At 60.7% G+C, this 16944-nt stretch carries 11 protein-coding genes; 6 read left to right on the top strand and 5 right to left on the bottom strand.

Features of this window, described 5'->3' with window-relative positions:
• Positions 1-54 precede the first annotated feature (54 nt).
• Positions 55-1977 (bottom strand): ATP-binding cassette domain-containing protein, encoded by a 1923-nt coding sequence (locus AC1RO5_RS25585; protein ID WP_018925314.1) that lies wholly within the window; start codon positions 1975-1977, stop codon positions 55-57.
• 213 nt (positions 1978-2190) lie between these two features.
• Between AC1RO5_RS25585 and AC1RO5_RS25580 the strand changes: the two genes are divergently transcribed.
• A complete protein-coding gene (locus AC1RO5_RS25580; RefSeq protein WP_493178334.1) occupies positions 2191-4119 on the top strand; it encodes a transglycosylase SLT domain-containing protein in 1929 nt (642 codons plus the stop codon).
• A gap of 79 nt (positions 4120-4198) precedes the next feature.
• Here AC1RO5_RS25580 and AC1RO5_RS25575 read toward each other — a convergent pair whose 3' ends face one another.
• Positions 4199-5983, bottom strand: a complete 1785-nt coding sequence (locus AC1RO5_RS25575) for an ABC transporter transmembrane domain-containing protein (RefSeq protein ID WP_493178332.1) — start codon at positions 5981-5983, stop codon at positions 4199-4201.
• Between the two features lie 268 nt (positions 5984-6251).
• On the opposite strand from AC1RO5_RS25575, the gene AC1RO5_RS25570 reads away from it, so the two are divergent.
• Positions 6252-6431 carry a PA1571 family protein gene (locus AC1RO5_RS25570; protein WP_477812169.1) on the top strand — a complete coding sequence of 60 codons (180 nt, stop codon included), beginning with the start codon at positions 6252-6254 and terminating at the stop codon, positions 6429-6431.
• Positions 6432-6522: 91 nt separating this feature from the next.
• Here AC1RO5_RS25570 and pdxB read toward each other — a convergent pair whose 3' ends face one another.
• Positions 6523-7665 (bottom strand): 4-phosphoerythronate dehydrogenase PdxB, encoded by a 1143-nt coding sequence (gene pdxB, locus AC1RO5_RS25565; RefSeq protein ID WP_493178331.1) that lies wholly within the window; start codon positions 7663-7665, stop codon positions 6523-6525.
• A 347-nt stretch (positions 7666-8012) separates the two neighbouring features.
• Between pdxB and AC1RO5_RS25560 the strand changes: the two genes are divergently transcribed.
• Positions 8013-9422 carry an MATE family efflux transporter gene (locus AC1RO5_RS25560; RefSeq protein ID WP_305480510.1) on the top strand — a complete coding sequence of 470 codons (1410 nt, stop codon included), beginning with the start codon at positions 8013-8015 and terminating at the stop codon, positions 9420-9422.
• A 48-nt stretch (positions 9423-9470) separates the two neighbouring features.
• On the opposite strand, the gene tusA is transcribed toward AC1RO5_RS25560, so the two are convergent.
• Positions 9471-9722: a sulfurtransferase TusA gene (tusA, locus tag AC1RO5_RS25555; protein WP_007907805.1), complete on the bottom strand. Its 252-nt coding sequence runs from the start codon at positions 9720-9722 to the stop codon at positions 9471-9473.
• 214 nt (positions 9723-9936) lie between these two features.
• Entirely contained in the window at positions 9937-11010 is a 1074-nt protein-coding gene (rlmM, locus tag AC1RO5_RS25550) for a 23S rRNA (cytidine(2498)-2'-O)-methyltransferase RlmM (RefSeq protein WP_493178330.1), read from the bottom strand.
• Positions 11011-11497: 487 nt separating this feature from the next.
• Here rlmM and acnA point away from each other — a divergent pair, with 487 nt between their 5' ends.
• The 3 genes from acnA to AC1RO5_RS25535 all read left to right on the top strand — a co-directional run bounded on the left by acnA (position 11498) and on the right by AC1RO5_RS25535 (position 16812).
• Positions 11498-14239 (top strand): aconitate hydratase AcnA, encoded by a 2742-nt coding sequence (acnA, locus tag AC1RO5_RS25545; RefSeq protein WP_493178328.1) that lies wholly within the window; start codon positions 11498-11500, stop codon positions 14237-14239.
• Between the two features lie 112 nt (positions 14240-14351).
• The gene (locus AC1RO5_RS25540; protein ID WP_493178326.1) at positions 14352-15143 is read left to right on the top strand and encodes a CPBP family intramembrane glutamic endopeptidase; all 792 of its coding nucleotides are present in this window, start codon (positions 14352-14354) and stop codon (positions 15141-15143) included.
• Between the two features lie 103 nt (positions 15144-15246).
• Positions 15247-16812 (top strand): methyl-accepting chemotaxis protein, encoded by a 1566-nt coding sequence (locus tag AC1RO5_RS25535; RefSeq protein ID WP_493178324.1) that lies wholly within the window; start codon positions 15247-15249, stop codon positions 16810-16812.
• The last annotated feature ends 132 nt before the right edge of the window (positions 16813-16944 follow it).

The raw sequence follows: 16944 nt of genomic DNA, 5'->3' as shown, positions 1-16944 counted from the left end.
AAAGCCCGACAATCACGCGAGTGAAGCCGGGCTTTTTTATAGCCGGATCATCAATCAGGCATCCAGCTCGGCCCAGCGCTCGACCATCACGTCGAGTTCAGCCTGTAACTGCTCAAGCTGAGCGATCACAGCAGCCGTCTCGGCAGGAGGACGCTGATAGAAGCCGGCGTCCGCCATCTGCGCCTCAACCACCGCGATCTGCTGCTCCATGGCTTCGATCTGGCCAGGCAAGGCTTCCAGCTCACGCTGCAACTTGTAGCTGAGCTTCTTCTTCGCCACCGGCGCTGGCGTTTCCACTGCAGCAACCGGCGCAGGTTCGGCCGTCACGACCGCCGAGTTCAGGTCGGCCTTGCCGGACTTGCTCTCGGTCACGCCCAGCAGGCGCGGCGAGCCGCCCTGACGCAGCCAGTCCTGATAACCACCGACGTATTCGCGAACCTTGCCTTCGCCTTCGAAGACCAGGGTGCTGGTGACCACGTTGTCGAGGAATGCCCGGTCGTGGCTGACCATCAGCACAGTGCCGTTGAAGGTCAGCAAGACCTCTTCCAGCAGTTCGAGGGTTTCCACGTCGAGGTCGTTGGTCGGTTCGTCGAGCACCAGCAGGTTCGCCGGTTTGCTGAACAGTTTGGCCAGCAGCAGACGCGCTCGCTCACCACCGGACAGCGCCTTGACCGGCGTGCGGGCACGCTGCGGGCTGAACAGGAAGTCGCCAAGGTAGCTCAGCACGTGACGGCTCTGGCCATCGATATCGATGAAGTCGCGACCTTCAGCGACGTTGTCGATCACGGTCTTTTCCAGGTCCAACTGATGGCGCAACTGGTCGAAATAGGCCACGTCGATGCGCGTCCCCTCTTCCACTGTGCCGCTGGTCGGTTGCAGACCGTTGAGCATCAGCTTCAACAGCGTGGTCTTGCCGGTACCGTTGGCGCCGAGCAGACCGATGCGGTCGCCGCGCTGCAGGACCATGGAGAAATCCTTGATCAGGAACGGGCCGCCCGGGTGAGCGAAGCTCACGTTCTCGAGCACCATCACCTGCTTGCCGGACTTGTCGGCGGTATCGAGCTGAATGTTGGCCTTGCCGGTACGCTCACGACGCTCGCTACGCTCGACGCGCAGGGCTTTCAGTGCACGGACACGGCCTTCGTTACGGGTGCGACGCGCCTTGATGCCCTGGCGGATCCAGACTTCTTCCTGGGCCAGTTTTTTATCGAACAGCGCGTTGGCGGTTTCTTCAGCGGCCAGCGTGGCCTCTTTGTGCACGAGGAAGCTGGCGTAATCGCCGTTCCAGTCGATCAAGCCGCCGCGATCCAGTTCCAGGATACGGGTTGCAAGGTTCTGCAGGAATGAACGGTCGTGCGTGATGAACAGCACGGCGCCCTGGAAATCCTTCAGCGCTTCTTCAAGCCAGGCAATGGCACCGATATCCAGGTGGTTGGTCGGTTCGTCGAGCAGCAGCAGGTCCGGTTCGGAAACCAGCGCCTGAGCCAACAGGACGCGACGACGCCAGCCGCCGGACAATTCGGCGAGGGTCTTGTCGGCAGGCAACTGCAGACGGCTCAAGGTGCTGTCGACCAGTTGCTGCAAGCGCCAGCCATCGCGGGCTTCGAGGTCGTGCTGGACGTGCATCAGTTTGTCCAGATCGGCGTCGGTGACGATGTTCTGGCTCAGGTGGTGGTATTCGGCAAGCAACGCGCCAACGCCGTCGAGGCCTTCGGCAACCACGTCGAACACGGTCCGCTCGTCGGCTACCGGCAATTCTTGCGGCAATTCGCCAATCTTGAGGCCGGGCGCGCGCCAAACGGAGCCATCGTCAGGCTTCTGGTCGCCCTTGACGAGCTTCATCATGCTGGACTTGCCAGTGCCGTTGCGGCCGATGATGCACACCCGCTCACCACGGGCGATCTGCCAGGACACCTTGTCCAACAACGGCATAGCGCCGAAAGCAAGGGACACATCGCTGAATTTGAGCAGGGTCATGAGCTTCTCCAAAAACCGGGCGCGCATTCTACCTGACTTGAGGCTACAGAAGGCCGGCAATTTCAATGTCGAAGCACTCTGCACAACAATTGTTGCGAACTTGTGCCGACAGCTCGGCAAAGCTTTCGCCCGTTGCTGGCAAAAGGCTAAGCTACAGACAATTCAGTGCCGCTCCTGCTGGCACTTGTCATGATTTCTCTGCCCGGACGTCTCATGCGCAGTCGCCTTTTCAGTCTTTTTTCGTGTTTGCTTCTTACAGCCGCTGCCGTTCAATCCGCCCAGGCGGTAGACCTGTCTACCCAACGCCAGTATTACGACGAAGCCAAGCGTGCCTTGGCCAAGGGCGATTCCGGCCCTTATTTCCGTTATAACCAGGCGCTCAGCGATTATCCGCTGACCCCCTACCTGGCCTATGACGAACTGACCGCGCGGCTGAAAACCGCGAGCAATGCCGAAATCGAGAACTTCCTCGCCGAACACGGTGACCTGCCGCAAGCCAACTGGATGAAATTGCGCTGGTTGCGCTGGCTGGCCGAACGCGGCGATTGGGCGACCTTCGTCAAATATTATGACCCCAAGCTCAATTTCACCGAACTGGACTGCCTGAACGCGCAGTATCTGATCAGCCATAACCGTAAGGCCGAAGGCTACGCCAACGCCGACAAGCTCTGGTTGAGCGGCAAAACCCGGCCCGAGGCATGCGATGCAGCGTTCGGCATGTGGGCCGCCGATGGTCAACTGACTGAACAGAAACGCTGGGAACGCACCAAGCTCGCCGCCCAGGCCAGCAACTACCCGCTGGCCAACAGCCTGATCAATGGCCTGACGACCCTCGCCCCGCGCGGTCGCCTGCTGGTGGATGTGGCGCAGAAACCCGAACTGCTGAATCAGCCATCGCGCTTTATCCCGGCCGATGAGCCGATGTCCGATATCGTCAGCCTTGGCCTGCGCCGCCTGGCCCGTCAGGATCCGGACAGGGCTATGGCCCTGCTCGACGGTTACGCCAGCAGCATGCACTTCTCCCGTGATGAAAAAGTCGCGATCGCCCGGGAAATCGGGCTGACCCTCGCTCGACGTTTCGACAGCCGCGCGCTGGACGTGATGACCAAATACGACCCGGAACTGCGGGACAACACCGTTTCGGAATGGCGCTTGCGCCTGCTGTTGCGTCTGGCCCGCTGGGACGATGCCTATCAGTTGACCCGCCGCTTGCCTCAGGACCTGGCCACCACCAACCGCTGGCGTTACTGGCAGGCTCGCACCCTGGAACTGGCGCAGCCACAGAATCCGCAAGCACAAACGCTTTACAAGGGCCTGGCTCGCGAACGCGACTTCTACGGTTTCCTGGCCGCCGATCGCTCGCAGTCTCCCTATTCGCTGATCAACAAACCGCTGGTGCTCAGCCAGGCGCTGATCAACAAGGTGCGCAATACCCCGGGTGTGCGCCGCGCGCTGGAGTTCCATGCCCGCGGGCAGATCGTCGATGGTCGACGCGAGTGGTACCACGTCAGCCAGCACTTCAGCCGAGACGAAATGGTCGCCCAGGCGAAACTGGCCTATGACCTGAAATGGTATTTCCCGGCAATCCGCACCATCAGCAAGGCGCAGTACTGGGACGACCTGGACATCCGCTTCCCGATGGCTCACCGCGATACCCTGGTGCGTGAAGCCAAGGTCCGTGGCCTGCACTCGAGCTGGGTGTTCGCCATCACTCGTCAAGAAAGCGCCTTCATGGACGACGCCCGCTCCGGCGTCGGCGCCAGCGGCCTGATGCAACTGATGCCCGGCACCGCCAAGGAAACCGCGCGCAAGTTCAACATTCCCCTGGCCTCGCCGCAGCAAGTGCTCGATCCGGATAAAAATATCCAGCTCGGTGCCGCCTACCTGAGCCAGGTCCATAGCCAGTTCAACGGCAACCGCGTCCTCGCCTCCGCCGCCTACAACGCCGGCCCCGGCCGCGTGCGTCAATGGCTGCGCGGCGCCGACCACCTGAGCTTCGATGTGTGGGTGGAAAGCATCCCGTTCGACGAAACCCGCCAGTACGTGCAGAACGTGCTGTCGTATTCGGTGATCTACGGCCAGAAGCTCAATTCACCGCAGCCGCTGGTGGATTGGCATGAACGTTACTTTGACGATCAATGAGCCTGCTTTGAAACGCTGACAAAAATGCCCGCATCGATTGATGCGGGCATTTTTTATGGTGCTCGACTTGGTCGGTCACTTAGTCGGTTACTTGGTCGGTTGGGGCATGGAGCCCATCACTAAACTGCAACGCCGCCAACCGCGCATACAACGCATTGCTCGCAATCAACTCCTGATGCGTCCCCACTGCCACCAGTTTCCCTTGGTCCATCACGGCAATCCTGTCAGCGTTTTTCACCGTGGCCAGTCGATGGGCGATGACCAGTGTGGTGCGGTTTTTCATCAGGCTGGGCAGGGCTTGCTGGATCAGGTGCTCGCTCTGGGCGTCGAGGGCGCTGGTGGCTTCGTCGAGCAGCAGGATCGGCGCGTCCACCAGCAGCGCCCGGGCGATGGCCAAGCGTTGGCGTTGCCCGCCGGACAAACCGAGACCCGCGTCGCCGAGGTGGGTCTGGTAGCCGTTGGGCATTTGCTCGATGAAGTCGTGGGCGTAGGCGATTTTCGCGGCTTCCTGGACCTGGGCCGAAGTCGCCGTCGGGTGGCCGTAGCGAATGTTCTCTTCGATGCTGCCGAAGAACAGCGCCGGGGTTTGCGAGACGAGGGCGAAGCAGCGACGCAGGTCCAGAGGGTCGAGTTGGGTCAGCGGCACACCGTCCAGCAGGATGCGTCCTTCAGCGGGGTCGTAAAAGCGCAACAGCAGGTCATACACCGTCGATTTGCCGGCACCGGATGGCCCGACCAAGGCAAGGGTTTCGCCGGCGTTGATCGTCAGACTCAAGCCATCGACGGCATAGCTTTCAGGACGCGACGGGTAGGAAAAGCGCACATCGTGCAGCTCCAGATCGCCCTTCACCCGTTCAGGCAACGTCACCAGACCTTGGGTCGGTGGCTGGATGATGTTTTCCGAACGCAACAGCTCGGCAATCCGTTCCGCCGCCCCCGCTGCTCGCTGCAATTCGCCGATCACTTCACTCAATGTGCCGAAGGCGCCACCGACGATCAGGCTGTAAAAGACGAACGCTGCCAGCTCACCCGCGGAAATCCTCCCGGCGATGACGTCCATGCCGCCGACCCAGAGCATCACCCCGACCGCGCCCAACACCAGCAGGATCACCAGGGTAATCAACCAGGCTCGCTGGAAGATGCGTTTGCGGGCGGTGTTGAAAGCCTCTTCCACGGTCGCGGCAAAACGCTGCTCGTCCTGCACCTGATGGTTGTAGGCCTGCACGGTTTTGATCTGACTCAGGGTTTCGGAAACATAACTGCCAATGTCGGCAATCCGGTCCTGGCTCTGTCGCGACAGGGTGCGTACCCGGCGGCCAAAAATCAGGATCGGTGCGACCACCAGCGGCAATGCGATCACCACGATGCTGGTGAGTTTGGGGTTGGTGATAAACAGCAAGACAATCCCGCCGATCACCATCAGCCCGTTACGCAGGAACAGCGACAGCGAAGAGCCAATCACCGATTGCAGCAGCGTGGTATCGGCGGTCAGCCGGGACTGGATCTCGGAGCTGCGGTTGTCTTCATAGAAGCCTGGATGCAGGTAGACCAAGTGGTTGAACACCCGACGGCGGATGTCCGCGACAACGCGCTCGCCGATCCACGACACCAGGTAAAACCGCACAAAGGTGCCGATCGCCAGACCGATCACCAGCAGCATGAACAGGCCGATGGATTGATTGAGCAAATGCGGTGACTGGGTCATGAAACCCTGATCCACCAGCAGGCGAATCCCCTGCCCCATGGACAAGGTGATGCCGGCAGTGACAATCAACGCCAGCAAGGCGCCGAAGGCCGGCCAACGGTAAGGCGAGATGAAACGGCTGGCCAGGCGAATGGCGCGGCGGTGACGGGCAGAGAGCATGAAGATCATCCGATGATGCAACCAATGGGTTTTGACCCGATCAAGCCTACACCGGTCAATCGGCTTGAACGCTGTAAATCACAATGAGTAACGTTAATTATGACCACCAAGACTAGTGGCTAGAGGTTATTGGTCTAAAGTCCGGGTGGAAACGTCAGGGTATTTCTGATGGACTGAAGATGCCGACCTGAAAGATCGCAGGGAATTGTCACAGCCCGGTCACCTGGCGGTTTTACAGTAAGCACACAACCTGATGAGGAGACAGGCCATGTCCTTGCAAAACAGCAGCGATGACAAGATTCAAGTGATCCGCACACAGCCAGACCAGTCTCTGGGTTGCTCGATTATCGATGAGGAAGGACGCGAAGTACCGATCACTGAAAATATGATCCAGGACGCTTGCCGCGAACTGGAAAAGCGATTGGTCAAGCCTGCCGAACAAAAGTGATATAGCCACCGTCTTCTTGACCCGGCCCTGTTGGCCGGGTTTTTTATGGGTGTTTGTTTCGCGTGGCTTGTGCAGGGGCCGGTCAGTTTCTTTAGATCGAGGTTGCGCCTAAGGCCGCCACAATCTGCTGCAACGCCGGCGAATTCCCGTCAATCCGCACTTTCAACCCATCGATCTCACGTCGCAGCGGGTAATGCTTGCGTAGCCCATCGAACGCTGCACGCTGTTCGCTCACATTGCCTACAAGGCTGCGGCGAAAATCCGCGTCGTCACGGCGCGGGTCGTACACGCCACGGCACAACATCGCCAGCGCCCAGGCCGGATCGGTGTCGGCGTTCAACGTCACGGCCGACAGCCATGGTGCTGGCAGCAAGTCGCTCAGGCTGACCTGTTCCGGCTGCCCAAGGAACTCGCAAAACGCCTGATAGATCTGTGCCGTCCCGCGCTGTTTGCCGTCGAGGCTGTAGCCGGCAATGTGCGGCGTCGCGATGACACACAACTCCGCCAGCGCGACATCGACTTCAGGCTCAGCCTCCCAGACATCCAGCACCGCTTGCAGATCTTCACGTTGCAACAGCACCTGACGCAGGGCAGCGTTGTCGATCACCGGGCCACGACTGGCGTTGATCAGCCAGGTGCCGGGTTTGAGTTGGTTCAAACGGTTTTTATCGAACAGATGCCAGGTTGCCTGAGGGCCTTGCTTGTCCAGCGGCGTGTGCAGGCTGACGACATCGCATTGTTCGATGATCTGCTCGAGACTGACGTAATCGCCCCCTTCAGTGGCTTGCCGTGGCGGATCGCAAACCAGCACATTCCAGCCCAGGCCTTGCAGAACCTTGACCAGCCGCCCGCCCACCTCGCCAGCGCCGACCACGCCGTAAGTGCGCTGAGTCAGGTCGGCGCCTTCGATTTCGGCCAGGGTCAGCAGACTGCCCAGCACGTAATCGACGACACCCCGGGCATTGCAGCCTGGCGCACTGGACCAGATGATGCCGGCCTGCTGAAAGTAGTCCAGGTCCAAATGATCGGTGCCGATGGTGCACGTGCCGACAAAGCGCACCTTGCTGCCTTCGAGCAACTCACGGTTGACGTTGGTCACCGAGCGCACCAGCAGCACATCGGCCTGCTCGACAGTGGCGCGGTCGATGGAACGTCCCGGCACTCGGCGGATTTCACCGAAGCTTTCAAAGAAAGCATCGAGCAGCGGGATATTTTCGTCGGCAACAATCAACATGGCAGGCTCCTTTGGCGGACCGGCAGTTTAGGCGCAGATGGAGGTGATGGGCCAGCAGGTATTACGCGCCTTAGTTGCGCCCCTATGGCGAGGGAGCTTGCTCCCGCCGGCCGATCCGCGCCCGGGCGAAGCAGTCGCAAAGACTGATGCCGCGGTGTGTCTGAAGGAAATGGGTAGCTGATTTTGGCGCTGCTGCGCAGCCCAGCGGGAGCAAGCTCCCTCGCCACAGGGTGTGGGCGATGCCTGTAAAGCTGATTACAAATCCGCAACACAGGATTTTTCCTGACCATTGCGTCAAGGCGTAGAATGCGCTGCCTCGCGCATCAAAATCCTTTGGACGTTTCGCCTTGAATTCCGTGACTGACCACACCGCCGCTATTTCCCTCAACCGCCCGGCCCGGGTTCGCCTGGAGCTGAAAAACCTGCTCGGCCTGGCGTTGCCGATCATGATCGCGCAACTGGCGACCACCGCCATGGGCTTCGTCGATGCGGTGATGGCGGGTCGGGTCGGGCCTCGCGATCTCGCGGCCGTCGCGCTCGGCAACTCGATCTGGGTGCCGGTGTTTCTGTTGATGACCGGTACGCTGCTGGCCACCACCCCGAAAGTCGCCCAGCGCTTCGGTGCCGGCACTCATAGCGAGATCGGCCCGATCGTGCGCCAGGCCTTGTGGCTGGCGCTGGTGGTGGGTTTGATGGCGACCGGCCTGCTGTTCAGCGCCGAACCGATCCTGCACATCATGAAGGTCGACCCCGAACTGATCGGCCCGTGCATGCAGTACCTGCACGGCATCGCCAGCGGCCTGCCTGCCGTCGCGTTCTATCACGTACTGCGCTGCTTCAGTGATGGCCTGGGTCGCACGCGTCCGGCCATGGTCCTTGGCTTGTGCGGGCTGGCGCTGAACATTCCGCTCAATTACATCTTCATCTATGGCCACTTTGGTGTGCCGGCGATGGGCGGTGTCGGCTGCGGCTGGGCCACGGCAATCGTGATGTGGGTGATGGCGCTGGGCATGGCCGGCTGGGAGCGCTGGGCACCGGCCTATCAGTCGAGCCAGCTGTTCAGCCGTTTCGACTGGCCGCAGTGGGCGGTGATCAAACGCTTGCTGGGCATCGGCCTGCCGATCGGCATCGCGGTGTTCGCCGAGTCGAGCATCTTTGCCGTGATCGCCCTGCTGATCGGCAGCCTCGGCGCCACCGTGGTCGCCGGGCACCAGATAGCCCTGAATTTCAGCTCACTGGTGTTCATGATCCCCTACTCCCTCGGCATGGCTGTGACCGTGCGGGTCGGCCAGGCACTTGGCCGTGAAGAACCACGCGAAGCACGCTTCGCCGCCGGGGTCGGCATGGGCACGGCGCTGGCTTATGCGTGCATTTCCGCAAGCATGATGCTGTTGCTGCGTGAACCCATCGCCGCGATCTACACCGCCGACCCGACGGTGATTCACGTGGCCGCGATGCTGATTGTGTATTCGGCGCTGTTCCAGTTTTCCGATGCGATCCAGGTGACAGCGGCCGGTGCACTGCGCGGCTATCAGGACACGCGAGTGACGATGATCCTGACGCTGTTCGCTTATTGGGGCATCGGTTTGCCGGTGGGTTACGCCTTGGGCCTGACCGATTGGTTCGGTGCGCCGAGCGGCCCGAGCGGGCTGTGGCAGGGTTTGATCGTCGGCTTGAGTTGCGCGGCGCTGATGCTGTCGATCCGCCTGGCGCGCAGCGCACGCAAGCGGATCCGCATCAGCCGTTCGGCCGGTTAAGCGAGCGCAAAAAAGGGCCTGCACATGCAGGCCCTTTTTTTGTGCCCGTTAAGCGAGCTTCTTGCGGATCCAGTACAGGTAGGTGCCTGCCTCTTCATGCTGCGCGACGAGTTCGTGGTCAAGGAACACGCAGAACTTGGGAATGTCGCGACGGGTCGACGGGTCAGTGGCGATCACCTTCAGCAGGCCGCCGGGCACCAGGTCACGGATATGCTGGTGCAGCATCATCACCGGTTCCGGGCAATTGAGGCCGGTGGCGTCGAGGGTGCCGTCGACCGGCGTATCGATCATTTCACTCATGGTTTACTCCTGAAACTTGCCGGCATTGTCGCGCATTGCCGGGTGTTCGGTCATCTATGGCTGAACGCCACCGTTATGCCTGATTGTTCCCACGCTCTGCGTGGGAATGCATCCCGTGACGCTCCGCGTCACATCCAAAGGTGGAACGCGGAGCATCCCCGGCGGCGTTCCCACGCAGAGCGTGGGAACGATCGGTCCGCGTACATTCCATCAATCAGCGGGATTTCGGTTTTTTCACGTCAAGCCGGCGCAAATGGCAGGTCACTTCTTCACGGTCGTGATACAGCTGCTTGCAGCCGATTTCAACCCGAATGCCCCGCGCCTTGAACCCCTCGGCGATACGCTCCAGCAAGCGTTTCACTTCGGCATAACGCTGTTTCATCGGCAGCTTGAGGTTGACCACCGCTTCCCGGCAATGCCCCTCGCCAATCCACTCTTCCAGCATCGCCGCGTTGCGCGCCGGCTTCTCGACGATGTCGCAAACCATCCAGTCCACCGGTTGCTTGGGCTTGAAGGTGAAACCGTCGGCCATCAAGTGCTGCACCAGACCGGTATCCATCAGGCTTTCGGCCATCGGGCCGTTGTCAATGGCGGTCACCAGCATGCCGCGGTTGACCAGTTGCCAGGTCCAGCCGCCAGGTGCGGCGCCGAGGTCGACACCGGTCATGTCGCTGTGCAGACGCTCATCCCACTGGTCGCGGGGGATGAAATGGTGCCAGGCCTCTTCCAGCTTCAACGTCGAACGGCTCGGCGCTTCACGGGGAAACTTCAGGCGTGGAATGCCCATCGGCCACATCGCCGAATTGTTCGACTCCGCCAGGCCCATGAATACTTCGCGGCCGCTCTTGAAGGTCAACAGCAGCCGCGGCTTGTTGGCGTCCTCCACCAGTTTGCCGGCTGCCATCAGCGCCTTGCGCAGGTGCACTTCGAATTTCTTGCAGAAGTTCGACAGCTCTTTGCCATCGTTGGTGTCGACCATCTCCAGCCACAGGCTGCCGCACAGCGGGAAGTCCGCCATGTGCGCGAGGATCACGCTGATGCGGTCGGTTTCCGGCAGATCGATAAAGATCCCACGGGCCCACTGGCGCGGGAAGATCAGGTCGGCGAAACGCTGGCCACGCATCAGGCGCTCGGCGCCGTCTTCTTCGGTGCAGATGAATTCGGCATAGGCGCTGGCGGTCTTGGCCTTGGCATAACCGGCCACGTTCAGCCGCGCGGCATGTTCGGAAATCTCGGAACAGACTTCGCCTTCGAAGCCCGGCCGGCAATGCATAAAGAGGGTGTTCATTCTTACTCCTGGGCAGTTGGCGGAAAAATTGCGCCACTGCGCGATGCCCAGACTTGCGTTGAAGCAAAGCCTGTCACGAAAACCGGCGCATGATAGCCGAGATCGGAACCCAGGGTCTGTTGACGTTTGCTGACGACCGCGACGCAGACCCATTTGGCGCTGGGCAAGGCGCGAGGAACGCAGTTTGGTTGTTCCAAATAAGTTCCGAGCAACGCCGCCCAGCGCCAAATGGGTCGCGTCCCTTCGGGTTGCGCGCCAACGTGTGCGAGGCTGCGTTGCAGGATTTGCCAAGGGAACAACCATTGGCGGCATCCCGCGCCTTGCCTCGCACACGTTGGCATCGCAACGCGGCTCGTCAGCAAGCGTCAACAGACCCTGGACTTAACCATAGAGTCCAGTTATTAGCCTTAAGCACCAAACAGGACTAGGTTTAAACCTCTGCCCTTCCCTCCGTCCGTAGCCGTGTGGACTTAAAGGAGTCATTTCAATGCCGTCCCTCGATAGCCTGAAAACCCTTAAAACCTTACAAGTCGACGACAAGACCTATCACTACTTCAGCCTGCCCGAAGCCGCCAAGAGCCTGGGTGATCTGGACAAGTTGCCAATGTCGTTGAAAGTGCTGCTGGAAAACCTGCTGCGCTGGGAGGACGAGAAAACCGTCACCGGCGCCGACCTCAAGGCGATTGCCGCCTGGCTCAAGGAGCGTCGCTCCGATCGCGAAATCCAATACCGCCCCGCGCGGGTATTGATGCAAGACTTTACCGGCGTCCCGGCCGTGGTCGACCTGGCCGCCATGCGCGCCGCCATGGCCAAGGCCGGTGGTGACCCGCAGCGAATCAATCCGCTGTCGCCGGTGGACCTGGTGATCGACCACTCGGTGATGGTCGACAAATTCGCCAGCAGTAGCGCTTTCGAACAGAACGTCGATATCGAAATGCAGCGCAACCATGAGCGGTACGCCTTCCTGCGCTGGGGCCAAAGCGCCTTTGACAACTTCAGTGTGGTGCCGCCGGGCACCGGCATCTGTCACCAGGTAAACCTTGAATATCTGGGTCGCACCGTCTGGACCAAGGATGAGGACGGCCGCACCTATGCCTTCCCCGACACCCTGGTCGGCACCGATTCCCATACCACCATGATCAACGGCCTCGGCGTACTCGGCTGGGGCGTCGGCGGGATCGAAGCGGAAGCAGCGATGCTTGGCCAACCGGTGTCGATGCTGATTCCGGAAGTGATCGGCTTCAAACTCACCGGCAAGCTCAAGGAAGGCATCACCGCCACCGATCTGGTGCTGACCGTCACCCAGATGCTGCGCAAGAAAGGCGTGGTCGGGAAATTCGTCGAGTTCTACGGCGACGGCCTCGCCGACCTGCCGCTGGCCGACCGCGCGACCATTGCCAACATGGCTCCGGAATACGGCGCCACCTGCGGCTTCTTCCCGGTGGACGAGGTGACCCTGGAATACTTGCGTCTGTCTGGCCGCACCACACAAACCGTGAAACTGGTGGAGGCCTATAGCAAGACTCAAGGCCTGTGGCGCCTGCCCGGCAAGGAGCCGGTGTTCACCGACAGCCTGGCCCTGGACATGGGCAGCGTCGAAGCCAGCCTCGCCGGGCCGAAGCGCCCACAAGACCGTGTCTCGTTGCCGGATGTCGCGCAAGCGTTCACTGACTTTCTCGGCCTGCAAATCAAACCGACCAGCAAGGAAGAAGGTCGCCTCGAAAGTGAGGGCGGCGGTGGCGTCGCGGTAGGCAACGCCGATCTGATCGGTGAAGCCGACTACGCCCACGAAGGCCATACGCATCGGCTGAAAAACGGTGCGGTGGTGATTGCCGCGATCACCTCCTGCACCAACACCTCCAACCCCAGCGTGATGATGGCGGCTGGACTATTGGCAAAAAAAGCCGTGGAAAAAGGCCTCAAGCGCAAACCCTGGGTCAAGAGCTCCCTGGCCCCCGGTTCGAAAGTGGTCACCGACTATTACAAGGCAGCCGGCCTGACCCAATACCTCGACCAACTCGGTTTTGCGCTGGTCGGTTATGGCTGCACCACCTGCATCGGCAACTCCGGACCGTTGCCGGAGCCGATCGAAAAAGCCATCCAGAAAGCTGACCTGACCGTCGCCTCAGTGCTCTCGGGCAACCGCAACTTCGAAGGCCGCGTGCATCCGCTGGTGAAAACCAACTGGCTGGCCTCCCCGCCCCTGGTCGTCGCCTATGCATTGGCCGGCACGGTGCGCATCGACATCAGCAGCGAGCCCTTGGGTCACGACAAGGACGGCCACCCGGTTTACCTTCGAGACATCTGGCCGAGCACCAAGGAAATCGCCGACGCGGTGACTCAGGTGAACACCGCGATGTTCCACAAGGAGTACGCTGAAGTGTTCGCCGGTGACGAACAGTGGCAAGCCATCGAAGTGCCGCAGGCGGCGACTTATGTCTGGAACAACGATTCGACCTATATCCAGCATCCGCCCTTCTTCGATGACATTGGCGGCCCTGCGCCGGTGGTCAAGGATGTCGAAGGGGCGAAAGTCCTCGCGCTGCTCGGCGATTCGGTAACCACCGACCACATCTCCCCCGCCGGTAACATTAAGACGGACAGCCCTGCCGGCCGTTACCTGCGCGAGCAAGGGGTGGAGCCACGAGACTTCAACTCCTACGGTTCGCGTCGTGGTAACCATGAAGTGATGATGCGCGGCACCTTCGCCAACATCCGCATTCGCAACGAGATGCTCGGTGGCGAAGAAGGCGGCAACACGATTTACATTCCGACCGGGGAAAAGCTGCCGATCTACGACGCGGCCATGCGTTACCAGGCGTCGGGCACGCCGCTGGTGGTAATCGCCGGGCAAGAATACGGCACCGGCTCGAGCCGTGACTGGGCGGCCAAGGGTACCAACCTGCTGGGGGTCAAAGCCGTCATCGCTGAAAGCTTCGAGCGGATTCACCGTTCAAATCTGGTGGGTATGGGCGTGTTGCCGTTGCAGTTCAAGCTGGATCAGAACCGCAAAAGCCTGAACCTCACCGGCAGGGAAACCCTGGACATTCTTGGCCTTACGGGCGTCGAACTGCCCCCGCGGATGAACCTGACGCTGGTCATCACCCGTGAAGACGGCAGCCAGGAGAAGGTCGAGGTATTGTGCCGGATCGATACCCTGAACGAAGTGGAGTACTTCAAGGCCGGAGGGATTTTGCATTACGTGTTGCGGCAGTTGATTGCCTCGTAACGCCTCCGCTGACAATGACACCGCCTTCGGGCGGTGTTTTTGTTTGGGCGACGTATGTCTCTATAATTGCGCGCCCCAAGAAAACAGGCACCTCCGCTCTCAAGGACTTCAAATGATCGCTCTGCCATGGATCTATCTGGCACTTCTCTCGTTCGGCTACGGCCTGGCTCTGATCTACGGCCATCTCGGCTGGCTGGCTGCTATCTCTTTCGGGTTACTGCTGACCGCCGGTTTCGCCGTTCGCCAACAACAGATTCCCCTCGGCCGCTACCTCGGCCACGGCTTGTTCATCGTCCTGGCGGTGGCGCTGGCGACACACTGGCTTCCCGGTTTCTACAACGGTCGCGCCATCGATCCCCAGCGTTTCACCGACGATGCCGTACGGTTCGCCATGTACCTGAATCAGGACAAACCCCTGATCGGCTTCTGGCTGTTACTGGTTTGTCCGTGGATTATCGGCCGGCGCTCCCTGCGCCTGTCGGTGTATGCCACCGCCCTCGCCCTGACCGTGAGTGCCGTACTGGCTCTGGGTGGTGCGCTATTGCTGGGCGTGATCAGTTGGGCACCGAAATGGCCGGATCAGGCCTGGCTGTGGATGCTGAACAATCTGTTGCTGGTGACGCTGGTGGAAGAAGCGCTGTTTCGCGGCTACATCCAGGGCGGTCTGAGCCGGCAGTTTAAACACCTGCCTTATGGCGAAAGCCTCGCGCTGGTGCTCGCATCATTGCTATTTGGCCTCGTTCATCTGGGCGCTGGCTGGCAATGGGTGTTACTGGCCAGCCTGGCCGGTATCGGCTATGGCCTGGCCTACCGTTTCGGCGGGTTGGCCGCGGCCATCGCCACCCATTTTGGTTTGAATCTGCTGCATTTCAGCTTGTTCACGTATCCGATGCTCGCGGGATGACGCGCCGGTCGTTTTGCGACGCGCCACTGATTATTGAAAAAAAACTTCAATAAACTCCTGACGATGCCGATACCTCTTCAAAGCCTTGCGGATTGAAAAAGCCATGCGTAACAACCAGCCCATTACACAACGCGAACGGACCTTCCCGGCTCAGCAACGGTTGATTTCCACCACCGATGCCAAGGGCATGATCACCTACTGCAACGATGCTTTCATCGAAATCAGCGGGTTTTCGCGTGAGGAACTGATCCGTGCGCCGCATAACCTGGTTCGTCACCCCGACGTCCCGGCTGCGGTGTTCGCGCACATGTGGGACACACTGAAACAAGGCTTGCCATGGATGGGCATTGTCAAGAATCGCTGCAAGACCGGTGACCACTATTGGGTTAACGCCTATGTCACACCGGTGTTCGACGGCAATCAGGTGATCGGTTACGAGTCGGTGCGGGTCAAACCCACCGCCGAGCAGATCCGCCGTGCCGAAGCGCTCTACCAACGCATCAACCAGGGCAAGTCCGCCGTTCCTCAAACGGATAAGTGGTTGCCAGTACTTCAGGACTGGCTGCCGTTCATTCTGGTCAGCCAGTTGAGTTTCATGATCGGCGCCACCCTGACGTCGCAATGGGGCTTCGCCCTCGCCGCCGGTCTTTCGGTGCCGTTGGGCTTGATGGGCTTGAGCTGGCAACAGCGCGGCATCAAGCGTTTGCTGCGCCTGGCCGAACAGACCACGTCCGACCCGCTGATCGCGCAGATGTACACCGACAGCCGTGGCGCCCAGGCGCGTCTGGAGATGTCGATCCTCAGCCAGGAAGCACGCCTGAAAACCTGCCTGACCCGTCTGCAGGACACCGCCGAGCACCTGACCGAGCAAGCGAAACAGTCCGACACCCTGGCCCACAACAGCTCCACCGGCCTGGAACGTCAGCGCGTCGAAACCGAGCAAGTGGCGACCGCCGTCAATCAGATGGCCGCCACCACTCAGGAAGTCGCCAGCCACGTGCAGCGCACCGCCGACGCCACTCAGGAAGCCAATCGCCTGACCGGTCGCGGTCGCGACATCGCAGGCGAAACCCGCGAAGCCATTCAGCGCCTGTCGGTGGTGGTGGGTGAGACCGGCCTGACCGTTACGCAACTGGCCAAGGACAGCGACGAAATCGGTGGCGTGGTCGACGTGATCAAAGGCATTGCCGACCAGACCAACCTGCTCGCCTTGAACGCCGCAATTGAAGCAGCGCGTGCCGGTGAGATGGGCCGTGGTTTTGCAGTGGTGGCCGACGAAGTGCGCCAATTGGCGCAACGCACCAGCGAATCCACCGGGCAGATCCACGCCCTGATCGCCAAGCTGCAACAAACCGCCAGTTCGGCTGTGCAAACCATGGAGACCGGCCATCGCCAGGCCGAAGAAGGTGTGGCGCGGGTATTGGAAGCGGATCAGGCGCTGGTGGGCATCAGCGAAGCGGTGGCCCACATCACTGACATGACCACCCAAATCGCTGCCGCGACCGAAGAGCAAAGTTCGGTGGCCGAAGAAATCAGCCGCAACATCAGCAACATCTCGCAACTGGCTGACCAGACCTCGGAACAGGCACAGAACTCGGCGCTGTTGAGTGAAGAACTGACCAAGACCGCGAATACCCAGTATTCGTTGGTGGAGCGGTTTAACCGCTGATCTTCGTTGTCAGGCAGACCGCCTTCGCGGGCAAGCCTCGCTCCTACAGGTGATGCACCGATAATACGGACGCCAATAATCTGTAGGAGCGAGCGGTGCGGCGATCCGACTTGCCCGCGAAGAGGCCCTCGT

It is taken from the genome of Pseudomonas sp. GW822-FHT02G04 (assembly GCF_058802085.1).
The sequence above is the reverse complement of the archived record's forward strand: the minus strand, read 5'-3'. Positions and strand labels throughout refer to the sequence as shown.

Bases quoted from the DNA above. Each gene is read 5' to 3' on its own strand.
- tusA (WP_007907805.1), bottom strand. From the start codon at position 9,722: ATGAGTGAAATGATCGATACGCCGGTCGACGGCACCCTCGACGCCACC.
- acnA (WP_493178328.1), top strand. From the start codon at position 11,498: ATGCCGTCCCTCGATAGCCTGAAAACCCTTAAAACCTTACAAGTCGAC.
- AC1RO5_RS25585 (WP_018925314.1), bottom strand. From the start codon at position 1,977: ATGACCCTGCTCAAATTCAGCGATGTGTCCCTTGCTTTCGGCGCTATG.
- AC1RO5_RS25580 (WP_493178334.1), top strand. From the start codon at position 2,191: ATGCGCAGTCGCCTTTTCAGTCTTTTTTCGTGTTTGCTTCTTACAGCC.
- AC1RO5_RS25535 (WP_493178324.1), top strand. From the start codon at position 15,247: ATGCGTAACAACCAGCCCATTACACAACGCGAACGGACCTTCCCGGCT.
- AC1RO5_RS25570 (WP_477812169.1), top strand. From the start codon at position 6,252: ATGTCCTTGCAAAACAGCAGCGATGACAAGATTCAAGTGATCCGCACA.
- pdxB (WP_493178331.1), bottom strand. From the start codon at position 7,665: ATGTTGATTGTTGCCGACGAAAATATCCCGCTGCTCGATGCTTTCTTT.
- rlmM (WP_493178330.1), bottom strand. From the start codon at position 11,010: ATGAACACCCTCTTTATGCATTGCCGGCCGGGCTTCGAAGGCGAAGTC.
- AC1RO5_RS25540 (WP_493178326.1), top strand. From the start codon at position 14,352: ATGATCGCTCTGCCATGGATCTATCTGGCACTTCTCTCGTTCGGCTAC.
- AC1RO5_RS25575 (WP_493178332.1), bottom strand. From the start codon at position 5,983: ATGCTCTCTGCCCGTCACCGCCGCGCCATTCGCCTGGCCAGCCGTTTC.